This window comes from Paracoccus ferrooxidans (assembly GCF_029909815.1).
Taxonomy (GTDB): domain Bacteria; phylum Pseudomonadota; class Alphaproteobacteria; order Rhodobacterales; family Rhodobacteraceae; genus Paracoccus; species Paracoccus versutus.
Genome location: NZ_CP038202.1, coordinates 170,975 through 193,433, shown reverse-complemented (window position 1 = coordinate 193,433; position 22,459 = coordinate 170,975). Strand labels below are relative to the sequence as shown.

General features: G+C 68.4%; 24 protein-coding genes. 7 read left to right on the top strand and 17 right to left on the bottom strand.

Annotated features, from left to right (window positions below):
• Nucleotides 1–105: 105 nt before the first annotated feature.
• The 5 genes from E3U26_RS18020 to E3U26_RS18000 are packed head-to-tail and all read left to right on the top strand — an operon-like array spanning nucleotide 106 to nucleotide 4,414.
• Nucleotides 106–879, top strand: coding sequence for a sulfite exporter TauE/SafE family protein (locus E3U26_RS18020; RefSeq protein WP_036756169.1), 774 nt, complete (start codon nucleotides 106–108; stop codon nucleotides 877–879).
• Nucleotides 880–907: 28 nt separating this feature from the next.
• On the top strand, nucleotides 908–2,056 hold the full coding sequence (gene dapE / locus E3U26_RS18015; RefSeq protein WP_499107076.1) for a succinyl-diaminopimelate desuccinylase: 1,149 nt from the start codon (nucleotides 908–910) through the stop codon (nucleotides 2,054–2,056).
• Complete coding sequence (locus E3U26_RS18010) at nucleotides 2,053–2,472, top strand: GNAT family N-acetyltransferase (RefSeq protein ID WP_214274289.1); 420 nt, start codon at nucleotides 2,053–2,055, stop codon at nucleotides 2,470–2,472. The genes dapE and E3U26_RS18010 overlap by 4 nt, the downstream gene beginning before the upstream one ends.
• Nucleotides 2,469–2,984: a hypothetical protein gene (locus E3U26_RS18005; RefSeq protein WP_116220466.1), complete on the top strand. Its 516-nt coding sequence runs from the start codon at nucleotides 2,469–2,471 to the stop codon at nucleotides 2,982–2,984. The genes E3U26_RS18010 and E3U26_RS18005 overlap by 4 nt, the downstream gene beginning before the upstream one ends.
• A gap of 50 nt (nucleotides 2,985–3,034) precedes the next feature.
• Complete coding sequence (locus E3U26_RS18000) at nucleotides 3,035–4,414, top strand: glutamate--cysteine ligase (RefSeq protein ID WP_072462073.1); 1,380 nt, start codon at nucleotides 3,035–3,037, stop codon at nucleotides 4,412–4,414.
• 33 nt (nucleotides 4,415–4,447) lie between these two features.
• On the opposite strand, the gene E3U26_RS17995 is transcribed toward E3U26_RS18000, so the two are convergent.
• The 6 genes from E3U26_RS17995 to E3U26_RS17970 all read right to left on the bottom strand — a co-directional run bounded on the left by E3U26_RS17995 (nucleotide 4,448) and on the right by E3U26_RS17970 (nucleotide 7,745).
• Nucleotides 4,448–4,891, bottom strand: a complete 444-nt coding sequence (locus E3U26_RS17995; RefSeq protein WP_243785461.1) for a DUF2852 domain-containing protein — start codon at nucleotides 4,889–4,891, stop codon at nucleotides 4,448–4,450.
• Nucleotides 4,892–4,989: 98 nt separating this feature from the next.
• Entirely contained in the window at nucleotides 4,990–5,601 is a 612-nt protein-coding gene (locus E3U26_RS17990; protein WP_072462075.1) for a TetR/AcrR family transcriptional regulator, read from the bottom strand.
• Nucleotides 5,602–5,610: 9 nt separating this feature from the next.
• Nucleotides 5,611–5,901 carry an HPr family phosphocarrier protein gene (locus E3U26_RS17985; RefSeq protein WP_116220468.1) on the bottom strand — a complete coding sequence of 97 codons (291 nt, stop codon included), beginning with the start codon at nucleotides 5,899–5,901 and terminating at the stop codon, nucleotides 5,611–5,613.
• A complete protein-coding gene (locus E3U26_RS17980) occupies nucleotides 5,898–6,323 on the bottom strand; it encodes a PTS sugar transporter subunit IIA (RefSeq protein WP_036756189.1) in 426 nt (141 codons plus the stop codon). The genes E3U26_RS17985 and E3U26_RS17980 overlap by 4 nt, the downstream gene beginning before the upstream one ends.
• A gap of 24 nt (nucleotides 6,324–6,347) precedes the next feature.
• Nucleotides 6,348–7,307 (bottom strand): RNase adapter RapZ, encoded by a 960-nt coding sequence (rapZ, locus tag E3U26_RS17975; protein WP_052095936.1) that lies wholly within the window; start codon nucleotides 7,305–7,307, stop codon nucleotides 6,348–6,350.
• Between the two features lie 9 nt (nucleotides 7,308–7,316).
• Nucleotides 7,317–7,745 (bottom strand): HPr kinase/phosphorylase, encoded by a 429-nt coding sequence (locus E3U26_RS17970; RefSeq protein ID WP_499107075.1) that lies wholly within the window; start codon nucleotides 7,743–7,745, stop codon nucleotides 7,317–7,319.
• 235 nt (nucleotides 7,746–7,980) lie between these two features.
• Here E3U26_RS17970 and E3U26_RS17965 point away from each other — a divergent pair, with 235 nt between their 5' ends.
• Nucleotides 7,981–9,579, top strand: coding sequence for a phosphoenolpyruvate carboxykinase (locus tag E3U26_RS17965; protein ID WP_036756195.1), 1,599 nt, complete (start codon nucleotides 7,981–7,983; stop codon nucleotides 9,577–9,579).
• A 216-nt stretch (nucleotides 9,580–9,795) separates the two neighbouring features.
• Here the strand turns inward: E3U26_RS17965 and rnr are convergent, their stop codons facing one another.
• The 9 genes from rnr to purC form a co-directional block, all read right to left on the bottom strand.
• Complete coding sequence (gene rnr / locus E3U26_RS17960; protein ID WP_499107073.1) at nucleotides 9,796–12,060, bottom strand: ribonuclease R family protein; 2,265 nt, start codon at nucleotides 12,058–12,060, stop codon at nucleotides 9,796–9,798.
• Nucleotides 12,061–12,104: 44 nt separating this feature from the next.
• Nucleotides 12,105–12,326, bottom strand: coding sequence for a formate dehydrogenase subunit delta (locus E3U26_RS17955; RefSeq protein WP_036756200.1), 222 nt, complete (start codon nucleotides 12,324–12,326; stop codon nucleotides 12,105–12,107).
• Between the two features lie 6 nt (nucleotides 12,327–12,332).
• Nucleotides 12,333–13,148 carry a formate dehydrogenase accessory sulfurtransferase FdhD gene (gene fdhD, locus E3U26_RS17950; protein WP_449045511.1) on the bottom strand — a complete coding sequence of 272 codons (816 nt, stop codon included), beginning with the start codon at nucleotides 13,146–13,148 and terminating at the stop codon, nucleotides 12,333–12,335.
• Nucleotides 13,149–13,152: 4 nt separating this feature from the next.
• Nucleotides 13,153–16,032, bottom strand: coding sequence for a molybdopterin oxidoreductase family protein (gene fdhF / locus E3U26_RS17945; RefSeq protein WP_499107071.1), 2,880 nt, complete (start codon nucleotides 16,030–16,032; stop codon nucleotides 13,153–13,155).
• A complete protein-coding gene (locus E3U26_RS17940) occupies nucleotides 16,029–17,570 on the bottom strand; it encodes a formate dehydrogenase beta subunit (protein ID WP_499107070.1) in 1,542 nt (513 codons plus the stop codon). Before E3U26_RS17940 ends, fdhF begins: the two co-directional genes overlap by 4 nt.
• Complete coding sequence (locus tag E3U26_RS17935; RefSeq protein ID WP_036756210.1) at nucleotides 17,567–18,058, bottom strand: formate dehydrogenase subunit gamma; 492 nt, start codon at nucleotides 18,056–18,058, stop codon at nucleotides 17,567–17,569. The genes E3U26_RS17940 and E3U26_RS17935 overlap by 4 nt, the downstream gene beginning before the upstream one ends.
• Before the next feature lie 76 nt (nucleotides 18,059–18,134).
• Nucleotides 18,135–19,007 carry a LysR family transcriptional regulator gene (locus E3U26_RS17930; RefSeq protein ID WP_036756288.1) on the bottom strand — a complete coding sequence of 291 codons (873 nt, stop codon included), beginning with the start codon at nucleotides 19,005–19,007 and terminating at the stop codon, nucleotides 18,135–18,137.
• 76 nt (nucleotides 19,008–19,083) lie between these two features.
• A complete protein-coding gene (purS, locus tag E3U26_RS17925) occupies nucleotides 19,084–19,323 on the bottom strand; it encodes a phosphoribosylformylglycinamidine synthase subunit PurS (RefSeq protein ID WP_024843653.1) in 240 nt (79 codons plus the stop codon).
• A 12-nt stretch (nucleotides 19,324–19,335) separates the two neighbouring features.
• Complete coding sequence (purC, locus tag E3U26_RS17920; protein ID WP_024843654.1) at nucleotides 19,336–20,100, bottom strand: phosphoribosylaminoimidazolesuccinocarboxamide synthase; 765 nt, start codon at nucleotides 20,098–20,100, stop codon at nucleotides 19,336–19,338.
• 147 nt (nucleotides 20,101–20,247) lie between these two features.
• Here purC and E3U26_RS17915 point away from each other — a divergent pair, with 147 nt between their 5' ends.
• Complete coding sequence (locus E3U26_RS17915; protein ID WP_036756212.1) at nucleotides 20,248–20,562, top strand: DUF1476 domain-containing protein; 315 nt, start codon at nucleotides 20,248–20,250, stop codon at nucleotides 20,560–20,562.
• A 46-nt stretch (nucleotides 20,563–20,608) separates the two neighbouring features.
• On the opposite strand, the gene E3U26_RS17910 is transcribed toward E3U26_RS17915, so the two are convergent.
• Together E3U26_RS17910 and E3U26_RS17905 are read right to left on the bottom strand one after the other, a co-directional pair.
• On the bottom strand, nucleotides 20,609–21,949 hold the full coding sequence (locus E3U26_RS17910; RefSeq protein WP_499107069.1) for an MATE family efflux transporter: 1,341 nt from the start codon (nucleotides 21,947–21,949) through the stop codon (nucleotides 20,609–20,611).
• Nucleotides 21,950–21,954: 5 nt separating this feature from the next.
• On the bottom strand, nucleotides 21,955–22,458 hold the full coding sequence (locus E3U26_RS17905) for a PaaI family thioesterase (protein ID WP_116220475.1): 504 nt from the start codon (nucleotides 22,456–22,458) through the stop codon (nucleotides 21,955–21,957).
• Nucleotide 22,459 lies beyond the last annotated feature (1 nt).

The window sequence follows — 22,459 nt, the reverse complement described above, 5'->3', positions numbered from 1 at the left end:
CGCCGCTTTCCGCCTGAGAGCCTGCCTCTTGTGCTTTGCGGAAAGATCCGAGGCGCGCTAAGCACCTTGCCAGAACCCGCAGAATCTTACCGTCGCCCAAGGAACATGTTCGGCCTCGATCCCTTCCATTTCTGGATCGCCATCGCGATCACGCTGTTTTCCGGCTTCGTGAAGGGCGCCATCGGCTTTGCCATGCCGATGATCATGCTGGCGGCGCTGGGTTCCTTCCTGCCCGCCCAGCAGGCCGTCGCCGCGGTGATCCTGCCGGTGCTGGTCACGAACATCCGCCAGGCGCTGCGCGGCGGCTGGCGCCCGGCATGGCAGGCGACCTGGGACTGGCGCTGGCATGTCGGCATGGTGGTGCTGTTCATCCCGGTCAGCGCCTTTTTCGCGACCCGCGTGCCGCAAGGGCTGATGTATGCGCTGATCGGCCTGCCGATCATGCTGTTCGCGCTGTGGCAGATCCTGGGGCGCAGCATGGTCCTGCCCGTCCATCACCGCCGCCGCGTGGAGATCGCGACCGGCGTGACCGGCGGGCTGATCGGCGGCATCTCGGGCATCTGGGGGCCGCCGCTGCTGGTGCTGCTGCTGTCGCTGCACGTGCCCAAGGCCGAGCAGATGCGCGTGCAGGGCGTGGTGTTCTTCATCGGCGCGGCGGTGCTGACCGCCTCGCATCTGCAATCGGGGCTTCTGAACGCCCGGACCCTGCCGTTCTCGGCGATCCTGGTCATCCCGGCGCTGGTCGGCATGGGGCTGGGCTATCTGGCGCATGACCGGCTGGACGCGGCGCGGTTCCGGCGCTGGACGCTGCTGCTGCTGGTGCTGACCGGCGCCAACCTGCTGCGCCGCGCGCTGGAGCTTGCGGGCCCGGCGGTGTAACCAGGGGGCCAAAAGCGAAAGGCCGCCCATGACCACGATCCCCGATCCCGCCCAACTGACCGCAAGGCTGATCCGCTGCGCCTCGGTCACGCCCGACGAGGGCGGCGCGCTGCTGCTGCTGGCGGATGTGCTGGGCGCGGCGGGCTTCGAATGCCATCGCGTCGACCGCGAGGGGGTGCCGAACCTGTTCGCGCGCTGGGGGGCCAAGGGCGCGCGCAGCTTCGGCTTCAACGGCCATACCGACGTGGTGCCGCCCGGCGATCCGGCCAGCTGGACGCATCCGCCCTTTTCCGGGCACGAGGCCGAGGGCTGGATCTGGGGCCGGGGCGCCACCGACATGAAATCCGGCGTCGCCGCCTTCGTCGCCGCCGCCATCGGCTTCGTGACCGAGACCCCGCCGCCGGACGGCGCGGTGGTCCTGGCCATCACCGGCGACGAGGAGGGGCCGGGCAAGCACGGCACCCGCGCGCTGCTCGACTGGATGGCCGCGCATGGCGAGCGGATGGATGTCTGCATCGTCGGCGAGCCCTCGAACCCCGACCGCATGGGCGAGATGATCAAGATCGGCCGCCGCGGCTCGATGACCCTGCAGGTCGAGGCGCATGGCATCCAGGGCCATGCCGCCTATCCGCATCGCGCCCGCAACCCGATCCACGCGCTGCTGCGGCTGCTGCACGAGCTGACCGAGGCGCCGCTGGACGAGGGGACCGAGCATTTCGACCCCTCGGGCCTGCAGGTGACGACGGTGGATTGCGGCAACCCGGCCTCGAACGTGATCCCGGAACGGGTGCAGGCGACGATCAACATCCGCTTCAACGACGCGCATACGTCGGGCAGCCTCGACCGCATGATCCGGGCGCGGGCGGCGGCGATCTCGGCCGATACCAAGGTGGATTTCGCCATCTCGACCGACGTTTCGGGCGAAAGCTTCCTGACCCGGCCCGGCCCCTTCGTCGACCTGGTCGCCGGCGTGGTGCGCGAGGAGACGGGGCTGGCCCCCGCGCTTTCCACCTCGGGCGGCACCTCGGACGCGCGTTTCGTCAAGGATCACTGCCCGGTGCTTGAATTCGGGCTGGTGGGGCATTTCATGCATCAGGTGGATGAGCGCGTGCCGGCCGAACAGGTGCGCCAGCTTGCCCGCATCTATCGCCGCATCCTGGAGCGTTACTTCGCATGATCGAAAAGACCACCGACCTTGCGACCTGCCGCGCGATCCGGCGCGAGGTCTTCATCATCGAGCAATCCGTCCCCGAGGCCGAGGAATGGGACGGCCGCGACGGCGAGGCGATCCACCTCTTGGCCCGCGACGCCTCGGGCGCGGCGGTGGGCACCGCCCGCATCCTGGTCCAGGGCGCGACCGGCAAGATCGGCCGCGTCGCCGTGCTGCAATCCGCCCGCGGCACCGGCGCCGGCGCGGCGCTGATCCGCGCGGCGCTGGAGGAATTGCGCGCCATGCCCGGCGTCACCCGCGCCAAGCTGGGCGCCCAGACCCATGCCATCGGCTTTTACGAAAAGCTGGGCTTTGCCGCCTATGGCCCGGAATACGACGATGCCGGCATCCCGCATCGGGACATGGCGCTGGACCTGGAATGATCCGCCCGGAGCTGGCCGAAAAGCTGCGCCCCTGGGCCGAGACCGGCACCGCGCTGGCCGCGACCGCCTTCGGGCTGTGGGTGTTCTCGCTGGGCGGCTGGATCCTGTGGCCGATCGGCGCCGCGATCGCCGGGGCCTCGGCGCTCTGGGCGCTGGACGCGCGGCGGCGGATGCGGTTCCGCCACGACACGCTGGGCCCCGGCATGGTCGAGCTGGACGAGGGCGCGATCCGCTACCTGTCGCCCAACCGGCTGCTGGGCGGCGAGATCGCGCTGCGCGAGTTGAACGAAATCCGGCTGATGCGGCTGAACGGCCGCCGGCACTGGCGGCTGAAAAGCGCCGACGGGCAGGCGCTGCTGATCCCCGTCGATGCCTCGGGGGCCGAACATCTGGCCGGCGCCTTCGCCACCTTGCCGGGGATCGAGATGGGCCGGGTCGCCGCCGCGCTGGCCGAGGGGGCGCCCACGATCCAAACCCTTTGGACGAGGCCGGTTCGCGCCCGCTTGACTTGAGCCGCCCGCCTTGCCACCTGTGGCGGGCAAAGGCAAACGAAAGGCCACCGATGTCCATTCCCCAACAGGGCGGCGGCCCGATCGAACGTCCCGAACAGCTGGCCGAATACCTCGCCTCGGGCGAAAAGCCGCGGGAAAGCTGGCGGATCGGCACGGAACACGAGAAATTCGGCTATCGCCACGCCGACCTGATGCCCCTGCCCTATGAGGCCGCGCCCGGCCAGCCCTCGGTCAAGGCCATGCTGGAGGGGTTGCAGGCCCGCTTCGGCTGGACCCCGGTGCTGGAGGCCGGCCATATCATCGGGCTGGAACGCGACGGCGCCAATGTCAGCCTGGAGCCGGGCGGGCAGCTGGAACTCTCGGGCGCGCCGCTGGAGACCATCCACCAGACCTGCGACGAAGTGAACCAGCACCTGGCCGAGGTCAGAAGCGTCGCCGACGAGCTGGGCGCGGGCTTCATCGGCCTGGGCGCGGCGCCGGTCTGGACCCAGGACCAGATGCCGATGATGCCCAAGGGGCGCTACCGGCTGATGACCGACTACATGGGCCGGGTCGGCACGCTGGGCACGCAGATGATGTATCGCACCTGCACGGTGCAGGTGAACCTGGACTTCGCCTCGGAAGCCGACATGGTGCAGAAGCTGCGCGTGGCGCTGGCCCTGCAGCCGGTGGCGAATGCGCTGTTTGCCAATTCGCCCTTCCTCGACGGCAAGCCGAACGGCTGGAAAAGCTGGCGCGCGCATATCTGGCAGAACCTCGACGCCGCGCGCACCGGCATGCTGCCCTTTGCCTTCGAGGACGGGTTCGGCTACGAGGCCTGGGTCGATTACGTCCTCGATGTGCCGATGTATTTCGTCTATCGCGACGGCAAGTATATCGACGCGCTGGGGCAGAGCTTCCGCGATTTCCTGAACGGCCGCCTGCCCGCCCTGCCGGGCGAGATCCCGACGCTGTCGGACTGGGCCGACCACCTGACCACCGTTTTCCCCGAGGCGCGGGTCAAGAAATTCATCGAGATGCGCGGCGCCGACGGCGGCCCCTGGCGGCGGCTCTGCGCCCTGCCGGCGCTGTGGGTCGGGCTGCTTTACGACGCCTCGGCGCTGGATGCGGCCTGGGATCTGGTCAAGGGCTGGGACGCCGAGACGCGCGAATCCTGGCGGCAGGGCGCCGGCCTTCTGGCGCTGGATGCCGAGGTGAACGGCACCAGGATGCGCGACCTGGCGCGCGAGGTGCTGGCGATTTCCGAGGCCGGGCTCAAGGCGCGGGCCCGCACCGGCTCGGGCGGGCTGGTCCCGGACGAGACGCATTTCCTGAACACGCTGAAGGAAAGCGTCGAGACCGGCAGGGTGCCGGCCGACGAGCTGCTGGAGAAATACCAGGGCGAATGGGCGGGCGACCTCAGCCGCATCTATGCCGAATATTCCTATTGAAGCAGGGCCGGGTGATCCCCGGCCCTTTTCGCATCACGCCTGCGGCTCGATCCTGGAAGCCGGCGGCTCATCCGGTTCCTTGCGGCTTTGGATGAACTGGTCGAACTCGGCCTTGTCCTTGGCTTCGCGCAGCTTTTGCAGGAAGTCCAGGAACTCGCGATGCTCGTCCTCCAGCCGCTTCAGCGTTTCCTCGCGATAGGCGTCGAAGGCGGTGTTGCCGGTCGGCGCCGCGTATCCGAGGCCATGGCTGCGGCCGTGGCGGTGGTGATGATGGCGGTGGCGGCAGGAAAACATGCGTTTGCTCCAGATCATGTAACCCAGGATGGCAAGGCCCAAGGGCCAGCAGGCGATGAAGGCCAGGATCATGGCGGCGATCCAGGCGCCCTTCCCGCGTTCGTCCAGCCAGTCCCGGATGCCGGCCAGCACGGCGCCGACCCGGTCAAGGACGGAGGGGCGCGGGGCGATGTCAGTGTTCATTGCGGTCCCTTTCCGATGTGAATGTTAATCACATTTACATAGATGGAGCGCAGCCGGCCGGGTTCAAGGGAAACGGCGGAAATTTTCATGGGAAAGTTTCAGTCGGGGATCACGCCGAGCCCGCGCAGATAGATCAGCGCCCCGCTTTCCAGCATGTCGCCCGCCGAGATGGGCGAGCGCGAGCCGGGCTTGCCGCGGCCGAACAGCTCGACCACGCCATGGCTCAGCGCCCAGACATGGTCGGCGACCATGCCCGGCGGCGGGCGGCGCCCATTGGGCAATTGGGCAAACAGCGTCTCGGCCCCGCGCACCAGGATGCCGCGCGCCCGTTCCGAGGCCTGCGACAGCCCCGCATTGCCGGCGATCGAGATGCCCGATTCGAACATGGCCATGTAGAAGCCGCGCCGCTCGGCGGCAAAGGTCAGGTATTCCTGGCCCATGCGCAGGAATGCGGTCAGCGGCCGCGGCCGGCCCTGGTCGAAGGCGGCCTCGAGCCGGTCGGCGAATTCCTCGAAGCCCTGCCGGGCGACCTCCTCCAGCAGGTCCTCGCGCCCGGCGAAATGGCGATAGGGCGCGGCGGCGCTGACCCCGGCCAGGCGTGCGGCCTCGGCCAGGGTAAAGGCCTGCGGGCCCTTTTCCTCGATCAGCTGCACCGTGGCCTCGACAAGGGCCTGGCGCAGGTTGCCATGGTGATAGGAGGTGCGGGCCATGTCCGGCCCTTACATGCCTTCGCCGAAGTAATCCTCGACCAGGGCGGTCAGCGCATCGGCCAGCTCCCGCGCCTCGGCCCCGCGGGTGGTGACGCGAATCGCGGTGCCGCGCGGCGCGGCCAGCATCAGCAGGCCCATGATCGAATCGCCCGAGACGCTGATGCCGTCCTTTTCCACGGTGGCCTGGGCGTCGAAGCGTTCCACCGTCTCGACGAATTTCGCGCTGGCCCGCGCGTGCAGGCCCTTTTCGTTGATGATCGCCAGTTCGCGGGTGACGGCCCCGTTGGTCATGTCATTCATGAAGCGGCACGTTTGGGAATGGGAAGCACATCGGCAGGCAGGACGTCATAGCTGTTGATGTACTTGCGTCCCGCATCCTTGGCCAGCGTCACCGCATCGGCCACCGACAATTTGCGCGATTTCGCCAGTTTCACCAGCATCGGCAGGTTCGCCCCATAGAGAATCGAGCGGTTCCGCGTCGCACAGGCCATCAGCGACAGGTTCGAGGGCGAACCCCCGAACAGATCCGTGACCACCACCACGCCGTCGCCCGCGTCCACCGCATCCGCGGCGGCGCAGATTTCGGCCTGCTTCTCGCCCCGGTCATGGTTTTCCTCGATGGCCACGGCCTTGATCCCGGTTTGCGGCCCCACCACATGCTCGACGGCCGAGAGATACTCCCTGGCCAGCCCACCATGCGCCACGATGACAATCCCGATCAATTCGCCCCACCACGCACCAGCCGTTCACCCTTGCGCCAAAGCTGTGCGAGAGGCCCGCATATGGCCATCATCCCCAGGTGCCGGCGCCTTTTCACGGCGTTCAAGTTCCCGATGTCTAATTGACACTTGCCAGCCTGCTTTCGCAAGCGCATCTGCCATTTTTTCCGCCATTGTGACAGAACGGTGTCGCCCCCCGGTGCAGCCGAAGCCGATCGCCAGGTGCGCCTTTCCCTCATCCAGATGGGCAGGCAGGGTGAAAAGCACAAGATCCTGCACCCTGCGGAAGAACTCGTCGAATCGCGAATCGGCCATCACATAATGCTGAACCGGCGAATCGCGGCCATCCAGCGGCCGCAGTTCCGGCTGCCAATGCGGATTGGCCAGGAAGCGGCAGTCGAACATCATGTCCACCCCGCGCGGCACCCCGCGCTTGTAGGAAAAGGACTGGACCGAGACGGTCAGCCGCCGCCCCGGCTCGGTCTCGAACCAGCGGGCCAGTTCGGCCTTCAGGTCATGCGGCGACAGCTCGGACGTATCGACCAGCACGTCGGCGCGGGCGCGGATCGGCGACAGCATGTCGCGCTCGGCGATGATGGCGTCGAGCGGCGAGCCCTCGGCGCGCAGCGGATGGCGGCGCCGGGTTTCGTTGAACCGCCGCAAGAGCTGCTCGGTCGTGCAGTCCAGGAACAGCACCTCGGGCGCATATTCCGGCAGCCGGGTCAGCCGGTCGATCAGCTCGATCAGGTTGGCGACCGAGAAGTCGCGGTTGCGCACGTCCAGCCCCAGGGCCAGCGGCATCGGCCGCGCCGGCCCGTCCAGCAGCCGCGGGATCAGCGACAGGGGCAGGTTGTCGATCGCCTCGTAGCCCAGATCCTCCAGCACGTTGATCGCCGTCGAGCGCCCGGCCCCCGACGGGCCGGTGATCAGCACCAGCCGCTGGGCCTGTTCCTCCTGGCTGTCCATGGCGCTTGCCGCCTCCGGCATGGCTTGACCCTACCTTTCGTGCAAATCCGTATCCGCCCGGCCAGCGACAAGGTATTGCAACAGTATTGACGCAAGATGAACGCGGCCGGCCCCAAGGACAAGGGGCACGGACCTGCCCATTAGGTCAAGCCGCCGGTCGGGCGGCAGCCGGTCGGGCTCGGGGCGCGCCAGATCGACCGCCAGGGCCAGCTCGACCGGGCCATGCGGCGCAGCATGCAGGATGCCCACCCCCCGCGCCTCGATCCGGCCGCGGATCGAATCGGGCGCATCGGCGAGGATCCGACCGCCCTCACGGCGCAGGACGGTGCGGTCGTCCGCCACCAGCGCCGCGCCAAGCGCCATCATCTGCAGCGCCAGCGTGGACTTGCCCGCGCCCGAGGGCCCCAGGATCAGCAGCCCCCGTTCCCGGTGGGCGATGCAACTTGCATGCAGGATCATGGCTTCCTTCCCCTTGCCTCTTGCCGCGGCGCGAATCGCCCCGGACCCCTACGCCGGACCAAGGGCCTTTGTGACGTTTTCCCGAAGCCAAGACCACGATCCGACAAATGATTGCGCTAACCGTGTCTGATTGCGCTAACCCTGCCCATATGTGCGCTTTCGCCGGGGAAATGCCGTGTTATAGGACGCGCAACGGCCGCTGCCGGCCCGGACTATCAGCAGGAGCAAAGGTGCCATGACCGAACCGCGCGTCAATCCGAATTGCCGTCTCGAAGACCAGGGGATCACGGGGCTCGGCAATGTCCACTACAACCTGCTGGAGCCGGCGCTGGTCGAGGCGGCGATCCAGCGCGGCGAAGGCAAGCTGGGCCTGGGCGGCACCTTCCTGGTCTCGACCGGCGCCCATACCGGCCGCTCGCCCAAGGACAAGCATGTGGTGCGCACGGCGTCGGTGGAAGACAGCATCTGGTGGGAAAACAACCGCCCGATGGAGCCCGAGGCCTTCGACCGGCTCCATGCCGACATGCTGGAGCACATGAAGGGCAAGGACTATTTCGTGCAAGACCTCTACGGCGGCGCGGATCCTGCCCTGCGCCTCGACGTCCGGGTCGTGACCGAACTGGCCTGGCACGGGCTTTTCATCCGCCACCTGCTGCGCCGCCCGGAAGCGGCCGAACTGGCCGGCTTCGTGCCGGATTTCACCATCATCAACTGCCCCTCGTTCAAAGCCGACCCGGCGAAACATGGCTGCCGCTCGGAAACGGTGATCGCGCTCAACTTCGAGAAGAAGCTGATCCTGATCGGCAATACCGCCTATGCCGGCGAGAACAAGAAATCGGTCTTCACGCTGCTGAACTACATCCTGCCGGAAAAGGGCGTGATGCCGATGCATTGCTCGGCCAACCACGCCATCGGCAATCCCGACGATTCGGCGATCTTCTTCGGCCTGTCGGGCACCGGCAAGACCACGCTTTCGGCCGATCCCTCGCGCACGCTGATCGGCGATGACGAGCATGGCTGGTCGGACCACGGCATCTTCAACTTCGAGGGCGGCTGCTACGCCAAGACCATCAACCTCTCGGCCGAGGCCGAGCCGGAAATCTACGCCACCTGCTTCAAGTTCGGCACCGTGGTCGAGAACATGGTCTACGACCCCGACACGCTGGAGCTGGACTTCGAGGACAACTCGCTGACCGACAACATGCGCTGCGCCTATCCGCTGGAGCAGATCTCGAACGCGTCGGAAACCTCGCTGGGCGGCCAGCCCAGGAACGTGATCATGCTGACCTGCGACGCCTATGGCGTGCTGCCGCCGATCGCACGGCTGACCCCGGCGCAGGCGATGTATCACTTCCTGTCGGGCTTCACCTCCAAGACGCCGGGGACCGAGGTCGGCGTGACCGAGCCGACGCCCACCTTCTCGACCTGCTTCGGCGCCCCTTTCATGCCGCGGCGGCCGGAAGTTTATGGCAAGCTCCTGCAGGAAAAGATCGCCAAGACCGGCGCGGCCTGCTGGCTGGTCAACACCGGCTGGACCGGCGGCGCCTTCGGCACCGGCAAGCGCATGCCGATCAAGGCGACCCGCGCCCTGCTGACCGCGGCGCTGGACGGCTCGCTGAACCAGGTCGAGTTCCGCAAGGATCCGAATTTCGGCTTCGAGGTTCCGGTTTCGGTTCCCGGCGTCGAGGACAAGCTGCTCGACCCGCGGCAGACCTGGGCGGACGGCGCCGCCTATGACGCCCAGGCCCGCAAGCTGGTCGGCATGTTCAGCGACAATTTCGCGCAATATGCCGACAAGATCGACGACGACGTCCGCGCCGCCGCCATCGGCTGAGAGCCAGGATCCAGGCGATGCAGGAGAGGCGGTCCAAGGGGCCGCCTTTTCGCTTGCACCGGCGCCGCAAGGGGGCTTTGCGCCCCCGTCGGCCTGCGGCCGACTCCCCCGCAGGATATTTGGACACGAAAGAAGCCGGCGGAGTCGCCACGTCGCTTCTTTCGTGTCCAAATATCCTGGGGGAGCGCGGAACGCGCGGGGGCAAAGCCCCCTTCTTCAGCCCTGCCGCCGAACCCGCCGCCGCTTTTGCGCGCGCTTGATCTCGGCCAGCCGGGCCTGGGTGGCGCGCTTGCGCATCGGTCTCTTGCCGCGCCCGCCGCCCGAGCCTTGCGGCAGCGGCCGGCCTTCGAGTTCCAGCAGTTCCAGCATCAGCCCGCCGGTCAGCGGCACCGCCTCGGTCAGGCGGACGGTCACGCGCTGGCCGATGCCGATCTCGAGCCCGGTCTCGGAGCCCATCAGCACCTGCGCCTCGGGGTCGTAGTGGAAATATTCCCGGCCGATCTCGCGGATCGGCAAGAGCCCGTCCGCCCCGGTCTCGTCCAGCCGCACGAAGGCGCCGAAACGCTGCACGCCGCTGATGCGGCCGGTGAACTCGGCCCCCACCCGGTCGGCCAGATAGGCGGCGAGATAGCGGTCGGTGGTGTCGCGTTCCGCCGCCATCGAGCGGCGCTCGGTTTCCGAGATATGCTGGGCGGTTTCCGAAAGCGTCTCGATGTCATGCGCCGACAGCCCGTCATCGCCCCATCCATGCCCCATGATCAGCGCACGATGCACGATCAGGTCGGAATAGCGCCGGATCGGCGAGGTGAAATGCGCGTAAGAGCGCAGCGCCAGCCCGAAATGGCCGAAATTCTCGGGGTTGTAATAGGCCTGCTGCATCGAGCGCAGCGCCGTCATGTTGATCAGCTCGTCGAATTCCGAGCCCTCGGCCTGTTCCAGCAGACGGTTCAGGTGCCGGGTCTGCAGCACCTGCCCCTTGGCCAGGGTGAAGCCCGAGGCCTCGGCCACCTCGCGCAGCGCGTCGAGCTTTTCCACCGTCGGCTCCTCGTGGACGCGGTAGAGCAGCGGACGGCGCAGGCGTTCCAGTTCCTCGGCCGCAGCGACATTGGCCAGCACCATGAATTCCTCGATCAGCCGGTGCGCGTCGTAGCGTTCGCGGAAGTTCACCGATTTCACCCGACCGTCGGGGGTCAGCTCGATACGGCGCTCGGGCAGGTCCAGTTCCAGCGGCTGGCGGCGCTGCCGCGCGGCCTTGAGCAGCCCGTAGGCGTGCCAGAGCGGGTGGATCACGGCGTCGAGCAGCGGCGCGGTCTGGTCGTCCGGGCTGCCGTCGGCCGCCGCCTGCGCCTGTTCATAGGCCAGGCTCGCGGCCGAGCGGATCATGCCGCGGTAGAAGCTGTGGCCGGTCTTGTTGCCCTGCGCGTCCAGCCGCATCCTGACTGCGATGACCGGCCGGTCCACGCCCTGGTGCAGCGAGCAGAGGTCGCTCGACAGGATGTCGGGCAGCATCGGCACCACCCGGTCGGGAAAATAGGTGGAATTGCCACGGTTCCTCGCCTCGCGGTCCAGCGCCGAGCCGGGGCGGACGTAATGCGCCACGTCGGCGATGGCGACCCAGACCGTGGCGCCGCCGTCCTCATGCGTCTCGGCCGCCACGGCATCGTCGCGGTCGCGCGCGTCCGAGGGATCGATGGTGATGAAGGGCAGGGGGCGCAGATCCTCGCGCCCCTTCATCGTCGCCGGGCGGGCGGCATCGGCCTCGGCGATCGCCTCGTCGGGGAAATCGTCGGGGATGCCGTGCTGGTGGATGGCGATCAGGCTGACGGCCCTGGGCGCCGACGGGTCGCCCAGCCGCTCGACGATCCGCGCCACGGGCAGGCCGATGCGGCCGCGGGGGCCGACCTGCTCGGCCTCGACCAGCTCGCCGCTTTTCGCGCCATGCACGTCGCCGGGGCGGACCTGCCATTCCTTGTCCTGGCCCTTGTCGATGGGCAGGATGCGGCCGCCCGCCTCGGACCCGCCGGCCGCGGCGCGGAAGATGCCGACGATGCGGTGCTGCACCGTGCCGATGCGGCGGATCAGCCGGGCCTGGTAGTCGTGATCCTCGCCCCGCGTCTCGATCAGCCGGGCCAGGATGCGCTCGCCCGGCGCCACCGCCGGGTCGGATTTCAGCGCCGCATAGAGGATGCGCGGCATCGGCCCCTCGCCCTGCCATTCCAGCGGCTTGGCGAAGATGTCGCCGTCGCGGTCCGGCGGCAGCAGTTGCAGCACCGTGACCGGCGGCAGCCGCTCGGCATCGTGGTAATGGCGGCGGCGGCGTTCCAGCAGCCCCTCGGATTCCAGCTCCTTCAGCAGCCGCTTCAGCTCGATGCGCTCGGCACCCTTGATGCCGAAGGCTTTCGCGATGTCGCGTTTCGCGGTGGCGTCCGGGTGGGCGGACACCCAGTCGAGAATCTCTTGCCGGGAAGGTAGCTGTGCCATGCCGCCACGCTATCACGACGCCAAACGGGGTGGCAGGGGCAAAATCAGGCGGCCGGCAGGCGGACGAAGGCGGCCGCCTCGCGCACGACGGGATCGGCCTCGGCCCCGGCGCGGATCTGGTCCACGAAATCCTGCCGCATCCGCGGCGTCCAGGATTCGTTGATATGCGCGGCCACCGCCTCGGGCGCCGGCCGGTCGGGCTGGGTGCCGAAGAATTGCGCCATCTGGCTGGCCATGCGGATCAGTTTCGAATGGTCGTGGGACATGTCGCCTCAGCTTCCGGCAATGCGCCGGGGATGGGTGTAAAGATCGAAGCTCGCGCCCCTGGCGCGGGCGATCAGGGTGATGCCGGCGCGCTCGGCCCATTCCAGCGCCAGGGCCGTCGGTGCGCTGGCGCCGATCAGGATGGGCGCGCCGATGCGGGCGGCCTTCTGCACCAGGTCGACCGACAGGCGCGAGGACATGACGATGGCGCCCTGCCCGGCCGCCAGTCCGGCAAGCGCCAGCGCGCCCGCCAGCTTGTCCAGCGCATTGTGCCGCCCGACATCCTCGCGCGTCAGGCCATGGGCACCGTCCCAGAAGGCGGCGCCGTGGATGGCGGGGGTCCGGTGCCGCAAGACCTGGCCCTGGGTCAGCGCGGCCATGGCGCGGGCCACGTCCGCGGGCGGCATGGACCAGTCCGAGGCGACCGGCACGATCCGGGGCAGCGCCGCCTCGATGCTGTCGACGCCGCACAGCCCGCAGCCCACCGGGCCGATCATGCTGCGCCGCCGCTCGGCCAGCCGGGCGGCCAGGCCGGGGCGCAGCCAGAGCCGCGCCTCGCGCGCGGGAAAGCCGCCGGCGGAAACCTCGGCCTCCTCGAAGCCCTCGACATCCTCGGGCGCGGCGACCAGCCCCTCGGTCAGGGCGAAGCCCAGGGCAAAGTCGCGCAGGTCATGCGGCGTCGCCATCAGCACCGCCTGGCTCATGCCGTCGATGACAATGGCCACCGGGCATTCCTGCGGCGCCGGGGGCGGCTCGATGGGCCGCCAGCCGCCGCCCTGGCCTTCGCCGTCCCAGCGCAGCACGCCGGCCTTCACGTCCCGCATGCCGTCACTCGGCAGCGGTGGGCAGGATGCGGCGGGCGAGGTCGGAATGATGGCGATACTCCTCTTGCCATTCCGAGGGGCCGTTCGAGGGGCTGACCTGCACGGCCGTCACCTTGAACTCGGGGCAGTTGGTGGCCCAGTCGGAATTGTCCGTCGTCACCACATTGGCCTGAGTCGTCGGGTGATGGAAGGTCGTATAGACCACGCCCGGCGCCACCCGCTCGGTGATATGCGCGCGCAGCGTCGTGTCGCCCGAACGCGAGGCCACGCGCACCCAGTCGCCTTCGCGGATGCCGCGGTTCTCGGCGTCCGAGGGATGGATCTCCAGGATATCCTCGGGGTGCCAGACCACGTTCTCGGTCCGCCGGGTCTGGGCGCCGACGTTGTATTGCGACAGGATCCGCCCGGTGGTCAGCAACAGCGGGAAGCGCGCCCCGGTGCGTTCCTCGGTCGCCACATATTCGGTATGGACGAACTTGCCCCGGCCGCGCACGAAGCCGTCGATATGCATGACCGGCGTGCCCAGCGGCGCCTTGTCGTTGCAGGGCCATTGCACCGAGCCCTCGCGCTCCAGGAGGTCGTAGCTGACGCCGGCGAAGCTGGGGGTGGTCAGCGCGATCTCGGCCATGATCTCGCGCGGGTGCGCATAGGACCAGGCGGCGCCCATGCGGTTGGCCAGCATCTGGGTGACTTCCCAGTCCTCGTAGCCGTTCTTGGGCGTCATGGCGCGGCGGACCATGTTGATGCGGCGTTCCGCATTGGTGAAGGTGCCGTTCTTTTCCAGGAAGCTCGACCCCGGCAGGAAGACATGCGCGTAGTTCGAGGTCTCGTTCAGGAACAGATCCTGCACGACGACGATGTCCATCGCCGCGAGCGCCGCGGTGACGTGCCGGGTGTCGGGGTCGGATTGCACGATGTCCTCGCCCTGGCAATAGAGCCCGCGGAACCGGCCGGCCAGCGCCTCGTCGAACATGTTGGGGATGCGCAGGCCCGGTTCGGGCGACAGCTCGACGCCCCAGGCGCGTTCGTAGATCGCCCGCGTCTCGGGGTCCGAGACATGGCGATAGCCCGGATATTCATGCGGGAAGCTGCCCATGTCGCAGGAACCCTGCACGTTGTTCTGGCCGCGCAGCGGGTTCACGCCGGTGCCGGGCTTGCCGATATTGCCGGTCAGCATCGCCAGGTTGGCGATGGCCATGACGGTGGTCGAGCCCTGCGAATGCTCGGTCACGCCCAGGCCGTAATAGATGCTGGCGCGGGGCGCGGCGGCATAGGCGCGGGCGGCCTTGCGGATCAACTCGGCCGGGACGCGGGCCGGCGTCTCGACCGCCTCGGGCGCATGGCGCGGATCCAGCAGGAATTCGGCATAGGCCAGGAACTCGTCCCAGTCGCAGCGCTCGCGGATGAAGGCCTCGTCATAAAGCTTTTCGGCCACGATCACATGCGCCATGGCGGTCAGCATGGCGACATTGGTGCCGGGGCGCAGCGGCAGGTGCAGTCCCTCGCCCATATGCGGGGTCTTGAGCAGGTCGATCTGGCGCGGGTCCAGCACGATCAGCCCCGCCCCCTCGCGCAGCCGCTTGCGCAGCCGGCTGGCAAAGACCGGGTGCCCGTCGGTCGGGTTGGCGCCGATGACCAGCGCCAGGTCGGTCTCATCCACCGAATCGAAGTCATGCGTGCCGGCCGAGGTGCCGAAGGTGGTCTTCAGCCCGTAGCCGGTGGGCGAATGGCAGACGCGGGCGCAGGTGTCGGTGTTGTTGTTGTGAAAGACCGCGCGCGCCAGCTTCTGCACCAGATAGGTTTCCTCGTTGGTGCAGCGCGACGAGGTGATGACGCCGATGGAATCGCGCCCGAAATCCGCCTGCGCCTGGCGCAGCCGGGTGGCGGCGAAATCCAGCGCCTCGTCCCAGCTGACCACGCGCCAGGGATCGGTGATCCGTTCGCGCACCATGGGCTGGGTCTGGCGTTCGCGATGCGTGGCATAGCCCCAGGCAAAGCGGCCCTTGACGCAGCTGTGGCCGTGGTTGGCCTTGCCGTCCTTGCTGGGCACCATGCGCACCACTTCCTCGCCGCGCATATGCGCGTCAAAGGAACAGCCGACGCCGCAATAGGCGCAGGTCGTCTTGACGATATGCTCGGGGGTGCCGATCTGGATCACGCTGTTCTCGATCAGCGTCGCGGTCGGGCAGACCTGCACGCAGGCGCCGCAGCTGACGCAATCCGACGACAGGAAACTGTCCGAGGCCATGCCGGCGGAAACGCGGCTGTCGAAGCCCCGCCCCTCGATGGTCAGCGCGAAGGTGCCCTGCACCTCCTCGCAGGCGCGCACGCAGCGCGAGCAGACGATGCATTTCGCCGGATCGAAGGTGAAATAGGGGTTCGACTGGTCCTTGGGCCGGTATTCCGGGTTCGGCCCCTCGGCGTCGCGGCGGGCAAAATGGTTCTTGCCCGGCTCATAGCGCACCTCGCGCAGGCCGACGGCGCCGGCCATGTCCTGAAGCTCGCAATCGCCATTGGCGGCGCAGGTCAGGCAGTCCAGCGGATGGTCGCTGATGTAAAGCTCCATCACCCCCTTGCGGACCTGGGCCACCTCGTCGGTCTGGGTATGGACCACCATGCCCTCGGCCACCGGAGTCGTGCAGGATGCCGGCAGGCCCCGCATCCCCTCGATCTGCACCACGCAAAGCCGGCAGGAGCCGAAGGCGGCAAGATGGTCGGTGGCGCAAAGCTTGGGCACCGAGATCCCCGCCACGGCGGCCGCGCGCATGACGCTGGTTCCGGCGGGAACGCTGACCGGGATACCATCCACCAGCAGGTTCACGGTAACGTCGGAGTTGACCGCGGGGGTGCCCATGTCGCGGTCGGGAATGATGAAATCCTTCATTCGGCGGCCTCCCGGCTCCTGGTTATGGGGCGGGGCTCGCGGCGCCCGCTGAAATCCTCGGGGAAATGGGTCAGCGCCGACATGACCGGGAAGGGCGCAAAGCCCCCCAGCGCGCAGAGCGAGCCCCATTTCATCGTGTTGCAAAGATCGGTGAGGATCGGGATCCCCGTCTCGTCGCCCTGGGCGATGCGGTCGATGGTCTCGACGCCCCGGATCGAGCCGATGCGGCAGGGCGTGCATTTGCCGCAGCTTTCCACGGCGCAGAACTCCATGGCAAAGCGCGCCAGCTTCAGCATGTCGGCCGTGTCGTCGAAGACGGTGATGCCGGCATGGCCCAGCAGGCCCTCTTTCGTCGCCAGTTCCTCGTAGCCGAAGGGGACGTCGAAATCCCAATGCGGGATATAGGAGCCCAAGGGCCCGCCCACCTGCGCCGCCTTGACCGGCCGGCCCGAGGCGGTGCCGCCGCCGATCTCCTCGATGATCTGGCGCAGGCTCATGCCAAAGGCGGCCTCGAACAGCCCGCCGTATTTCACGTTCCCGGCGATCTGGATCGGGATCGTGCCCTTGGACCGCCCGATGCCCAGCTTCGCGTATTCCGCCCCGCCATGGGTCAGGATCCAGGGCACCGAGGCCAGCGAGATCACGTTGTTGACCACCGTCGGCCGGCCCAGGAAGCCCTCCAGCGCCGGGATCGGCGGCTTGGCCCGCACCACGCCGCGCTTGCCCTCCAGGCTGTTGAGCAGGCTGGTTTCCTCGCCGCAGACATAGGCGCCGGCGCCGACCCGCACCTCCATGTCATAGGCATGGTCTGATCCCAGCACCGACTGGCCCAGGATGCCGGCTTGCCGCGCCTTGCCGATGGCGGCCTCCATCAGCCGGATCGCGTCGGGATATTCGCTGCGGATATAGACATAGCCCTGCACCGCGCCCACGGCGATGCCGGCGATCGCCATGCCCTCGATCAGGACCAGCGGATCGCCCTCCATCAGCATGCGGTCGGCGAAGCTGCCCGAATCGCCCTCGTCGGCATTGCAGACGATGTATTTCCGCGCCGCCTTGGCGCCAGCCACGGTCTTCCACTTGATCCCGGTCGGGAAACCGGCGCCGCCCCGGCCGCGCAACCCGGATTCGGTGACTTCCGCGACGATCCGTTCCGGCCCGATGCCGATGGCGCGGCGCAGGCCGGCCAAGCCGCCATGCGCCTCGTATTCCTCGACCGACAGCGGGTCGATCACGCCGACGCGGGCAAAGGTCAACCGGGTCTGCGCCTTCATCCAGGGCAGATCCTCGACCGGGCCCAGCGCCAGCGGATGATCGCCGCCGGTGCGGATCGCCTCGGCGACCGAGGCCGCGTCCTCGGGCCCGACCGGCCCATAGCCGTGGCGCACGCCCTCGCGCTCGACCTCGACCAGGGGCTCCAGCCAGATCATCCCGCGCGTGCCGTTGCGGGTGACGGTGAACTCGCGCCCCAGCGCCTCGGCCACCTCGTCGGCGCCCAGCGCCCGCGCGGCGGCATCCAGGGGAACCCAGACCCTCATGCGCCCGCCCCCATGCCCGCTTCGGCCACCAGTTTCCGCACCTTGGCCAGGTTCGCCCGGCCAACCAGCCTGTCGCCCATCTGGGCCGAGGGCGCGCAGGCGCAAAGCCCCAGGCAGAACACCGGCTCCAGCGTCAGCCGCCCGTCGGGCGTGGTCTGGTGCCAGTCGATCCCCAGCGCCTGGCGCACCTCATCGGCCAACGCCTCGGCGCCCATCGACTGGCAGGCCTCGGCCCGGCACAGCCGCAGCACATGCCGGCCGTGCGGATGGTCGCGGAAATCGTGATAGAAGCTGACGACGCCATGAACCTCGGCGCGGGTCATGCCCAGGGCCTCGGCCAGCACCGGCTGCGCCTCCTCGGGGACATGGCCCCATTCGGCCTGGATGTCGTGCAGGATGGGCAAAAGCGGCCCCTCGCGGCCCTTGTGGGCGGCGATGATTTCGTCAAGGCGCAAAAGGAAATCAGCGTCGATCGCTGGTGAAGTCATGGCTGGGTCGGTCCGGGCTCAATTGTTTTACCCAGACTAGAGCCCCACGATAGACAGAACAATCGTGATATATCGTCTATTGATTGAAGGTATCAATCGACGAGACGATGCGGATCAGCGCCTCGACCAGCGGCGGATGCGGCTCGCGCCGGGCGACGACCAGCCCGACCATATGCCCGTTCCCGGTCAGGTCGCGCGCCCGCACCCCCTCGGGCAGCGGCAGGCCGCGCGCCAGGGCCCGCGGCAGGATGGCAGCCCAGTCGCCGGTCGCCACATGCGACAGGATCGCCAGCATCGAGGTCGATTCGACCCGCGGCAGCGCATCCGCCCCGGCCTCGACCAGGTGCCGGGTGACGATGCGGCGGTTCTGCATGTCCGGGGTCAGCAGGCATAGCGGCCGGGTGGCGGTCTCGGCCCAGTCCGCCGGCCCGGCCAGCTCGCCGCGGTCGATCAGGCAATAGGTCTCGCGATACAGCGGCAGGCTCTGCACCCGGCCCAGCGGCTCGCTGTCCAGGTAGGTGACGCCGGCATCCAGCTCCAGCGCCTCGATCTGGTCGCGGATCTCGTCCGAGCTGCGCGACAGGATCGAGACCCCGGCATTGGGATGGCGGCGCAGGAAAGGCCCGGTCAGCTCGGCGATTCGCGGCATTGCGGTCGGGATGACGCCGATGCGCAGCCGCCCGGAAACGCCCTTGCGGCTCGCCTGCATCTCGGCCTGCATGGCGCGGGCATCGGCGACGATGCGCCGCGCCCAGCCCAGCACGCGCTCGCCCTCGGGCGTCAGCCCCTGGAAACGCGAACCGCGCCGGACCAGCTGCACGCCCAGCTGCTCTTCCAGCGCCCGGATGGCCGATGACAGGGTGGGCTGGGTGATGCCCAGCGATTCGGCGGCGCGGCCGAAATGCTTCTCGCGCGCCAGGGCCATGAACATGGAGAGCTTGTCGATCACGAAGCCGCCCTCCCCAAGCCCCTTCTTTCGTGTCCAAATATCCCGGGGTCCGGGGCAGAGCCCCGGCCCGAACGGATCAGACGATCTCGACCGCGTATTTCTCGATCACGGTATTGGCCAGCAGGCCCTCGCACATGCGCGCGACCTCGGCCTTCGCCGCCTCGGCATCGGATGCCGCCAGGTCCAGCTCGATCACCTTGCCCTGGCGCACGCCCGAGACGCCGGCAAAGCCCAGGCCCCCCAGCGCGTGCCGGATCGCCTCGCCCTGGGGATCCAGAACGCCATCCTTCAGCATGATGGTGACACGGGCTTTCATCGGCAGGGCCTCTCAGTTGATCAGGGTGGGTTTGGTCAGCGAGGTGGTGTTGGCGGGCATCAGGCCCAGCCGGCGCGCCACCTCGGTATAGGCATCGGTCAGGCTGCCCAGGTCGCGGCGGAACACGTCCTTGTCCAGCTTCTGCCCGGTCTTCACGTCCCAGAGCCGGCATGAATCCGGGCTGATCTCGTCGGCGACCACCAGGCGCATGAAATCGCCGTCCCAGATGCGGCCGACCTCGATCTTGAAGTCGATCAGCTTGATGCCGACGCCGAAGAACACGCCCGACAGGAAATCGTTCACCCGCAGCGCCAGGCTCACGATGTCGTCCAGGTCCTGCTGCGAAGCCCAGCCGAAGGCGATGATGTATTCCTCGGACACGAAGGGATCGCCCAGCTCGTCGTTCTTGAAGCTGTATTCGACGATGGGGCGCGGCAGCGGCGTGCCCTCCTCCATGCCCAGGCGCTTCGAGATCGAGCCTGCGGCGAAATTACGCACGATCACTTCCAGCGGGATGATCTCGACCTGGCGCACCAGCTGCTCGCGCATGTTGATGCGGCGGATGAAGTGGTTCGGCACGCCGATATTGGTCAGCCCGGTCATGAAGAACTCGGACAGGCGGTTGTTCAGCACGCCCTTGCCCTCGACCGTGGCCTTCTTCTGGGCGTTGAAGGCGGTGGCGTCATCCTTGAAATACTGGATGAGCGTGCCGGGCTCGGTGCCCTCGTAGAGGATCTTGGCCTTGCCTTCGTAGATTTTCTTGCGCCTTGGTGCCATGCTGCGCGTCTCCCGTCCGCAAGGTGACAATCTTTATGCGGCTATAGGCCAGAAACGGGGTCATGGGCAATACGGGCTTGCGATGGCCCGCCCGCATGGGCATATCCTGCGCAATATCCACGGGATAATCCCAAGCCGGAGGCCGCCATGACCACTTTTGACGACCGCGAGCGCGCGCATGAGGCGAAATTCGCCCATGATGCGGAACTGAACTTCAAGGCCGAAGCGCGGCGCAACCGCCTGCTGGGCGAATGGGCGGCCGGCCTTCTGGGCAAGACGGGCGACGATGCCCGCGCCTATGCGCTGACCGTCGTCACCTCGGATTTCGACGAGCCGGGCGACGAGGACGTGTTCCGCAAGCTGGCGGCCGACCTGGCCGGCCAGGCCGACGAGGACACCATCCGCGCCAAGATGGCCGAGCTGCGCGTCACCGCGCGCGAACAGATCATCAACGAGCTTTGAGCTTTCGCAAGACGCCGACGCCCCGGATTCCGGGGCGTTCCGCATCTCAGCCCGCCGCCGCCACGACCCTGGGATAAAGCCGCCACATGGTCAGGCCGCGCAGCGCGTTCAACGCCATCAGCGCCGCCCAAAGCCCATGGTTGCCCCAGATCGGCGGCAACACCGCCACCAGCACCGCATAGATCCCGACCGCGACCAGCATGGCGTCGCGCATCTCGCGCGTGCGGGTGGCGCCGATGAAGATGCCGTCCAGCATCCACGAGGCGATGCCGACCAGCGGCGCCGCGACCAGCCAGGGCAGGAACGCGCGCGCCTGGGCCCGCACCTCGGGCGCGGTGGTCAGCAGGTCGATGATCGCCGGCCCGCCCAGCAGGAACACCGCCGACAAAAGCCCCGCGCCCAGAACGCCCCAGGCCGAGGTCAGCCGCGCCGCCTGCCGCAGCCGGTCGGGCCGGCGCGCGCCCACCGCCTGCCCGACCAGCGATTCGGCGGCAAAGGCGAAACCGTCCAGCCCATAGGCGACGATGGACAGGAATTGCAGCAGCACCTGGTTGGCGGCCAGCGTCACGTCGCCCTGCCCCGCGGCCAGGAACATGAAGGTGGTGAACGACCCTTGCAGCAGCACCGACCGGATCAGGATGTCGCCGTTCACCCGCGCCAGTTCCTCGATCCGTTCGCGCGCCAGCAGCCCGGCGCGCCGGATCGCAGCGCGCAGGGCATGGCGCGCGAACCACAGCCCCAGCGCCAGGCCGGACCATTCCGCGATCAGCGTCGCGCCCGCGACGCCGCGCACGCCCCAGCCCAGACCCAGCACGAACCACAGGTCCAGGACGATGTTCAGCCCGTTCATCAGCAATTGCAGCGCCAGGATCCGGCGCGTCCGCTCGGTGGCGATCAGCCAGCCGGTGACGGCGTAAAGCGAGATGGTCGCCGGCGCCCCCCAGATGCGCAGCGCCAGGTATTGCCGGGCCAGCGCCTCGACCTCGGCCGAGGCCGGCGCCAGCCGGAAGGCGCCGGCAAACAGCAACCCCTGCGCCAGGATGAAGACCAGCCCCGCCGCCAGCCCGATCCCCAGCGCCCGCAGCAGATGCGCACCGGATTCGCCATCGTCGCCCGCGCCATGCGCCTGCGCCACCAGCCCCGAGGTGCCCATGCGCAGGAAGCCGAAGATCCAGTAGACCGAGGTCAGGATCACCGCGCCCAGCCCCACCGCACCGATGGGCGCGGCCTCGCCCAGCTGGCCGATGACGCCGGTATCCACCGTGCCCAGGATCGGGATGGTCGCGTTCGACAGCACCACCGGCAGGGCGATGGCCAGCACCCGGCGGTGCGAGAGATCGGCCTCGGCCCCCCGGTTCCCGGACCGGCCGGCCAGCGTCTCAGCCATGCTCCTCAGCCATCCTGCGGCATCAGGAAATGCCCGGTCGCCTGGGCCAGCAGCTTCTGGCGCTGGTCCTGCCAGGCCTCGACATGCACGCTGGCATAGCGCCGCCCCGAGCGCACCACCCGCGCCCGCGCATAGGCGTCGCGCGGCAGGCCGGAGCGCAAGTAGTCCACGGTAAAGTCGATGGTCTTGGGCAGGCGCGGCAGGCTTTCGGGCACGGCGGCGTCGGGGGCGATGCGGCCCTGCTCCATGTCTTCCCAGATCGCGGTCCAGGTCAGCTCGACGATGGCCGTGACCTCCAGGAAGGCGGCCGTCACCCCGCCATGGATCGCCGGCAGCATCGGGTTGCCGATCAGCTTCTCGTCAAAGGGCAGCACGGCGGTCAGTTCGTCGCCGCGGCGGTCGAAGCCGATGCCCAGCCAGCGGATATAGGGCACGCTGGAAACCAGCGCGTTCAGCGTGTTGTTGCGCCGCGACTTGATGGCGTCGAGGGGTTCGTTGCGCGGGGCCATG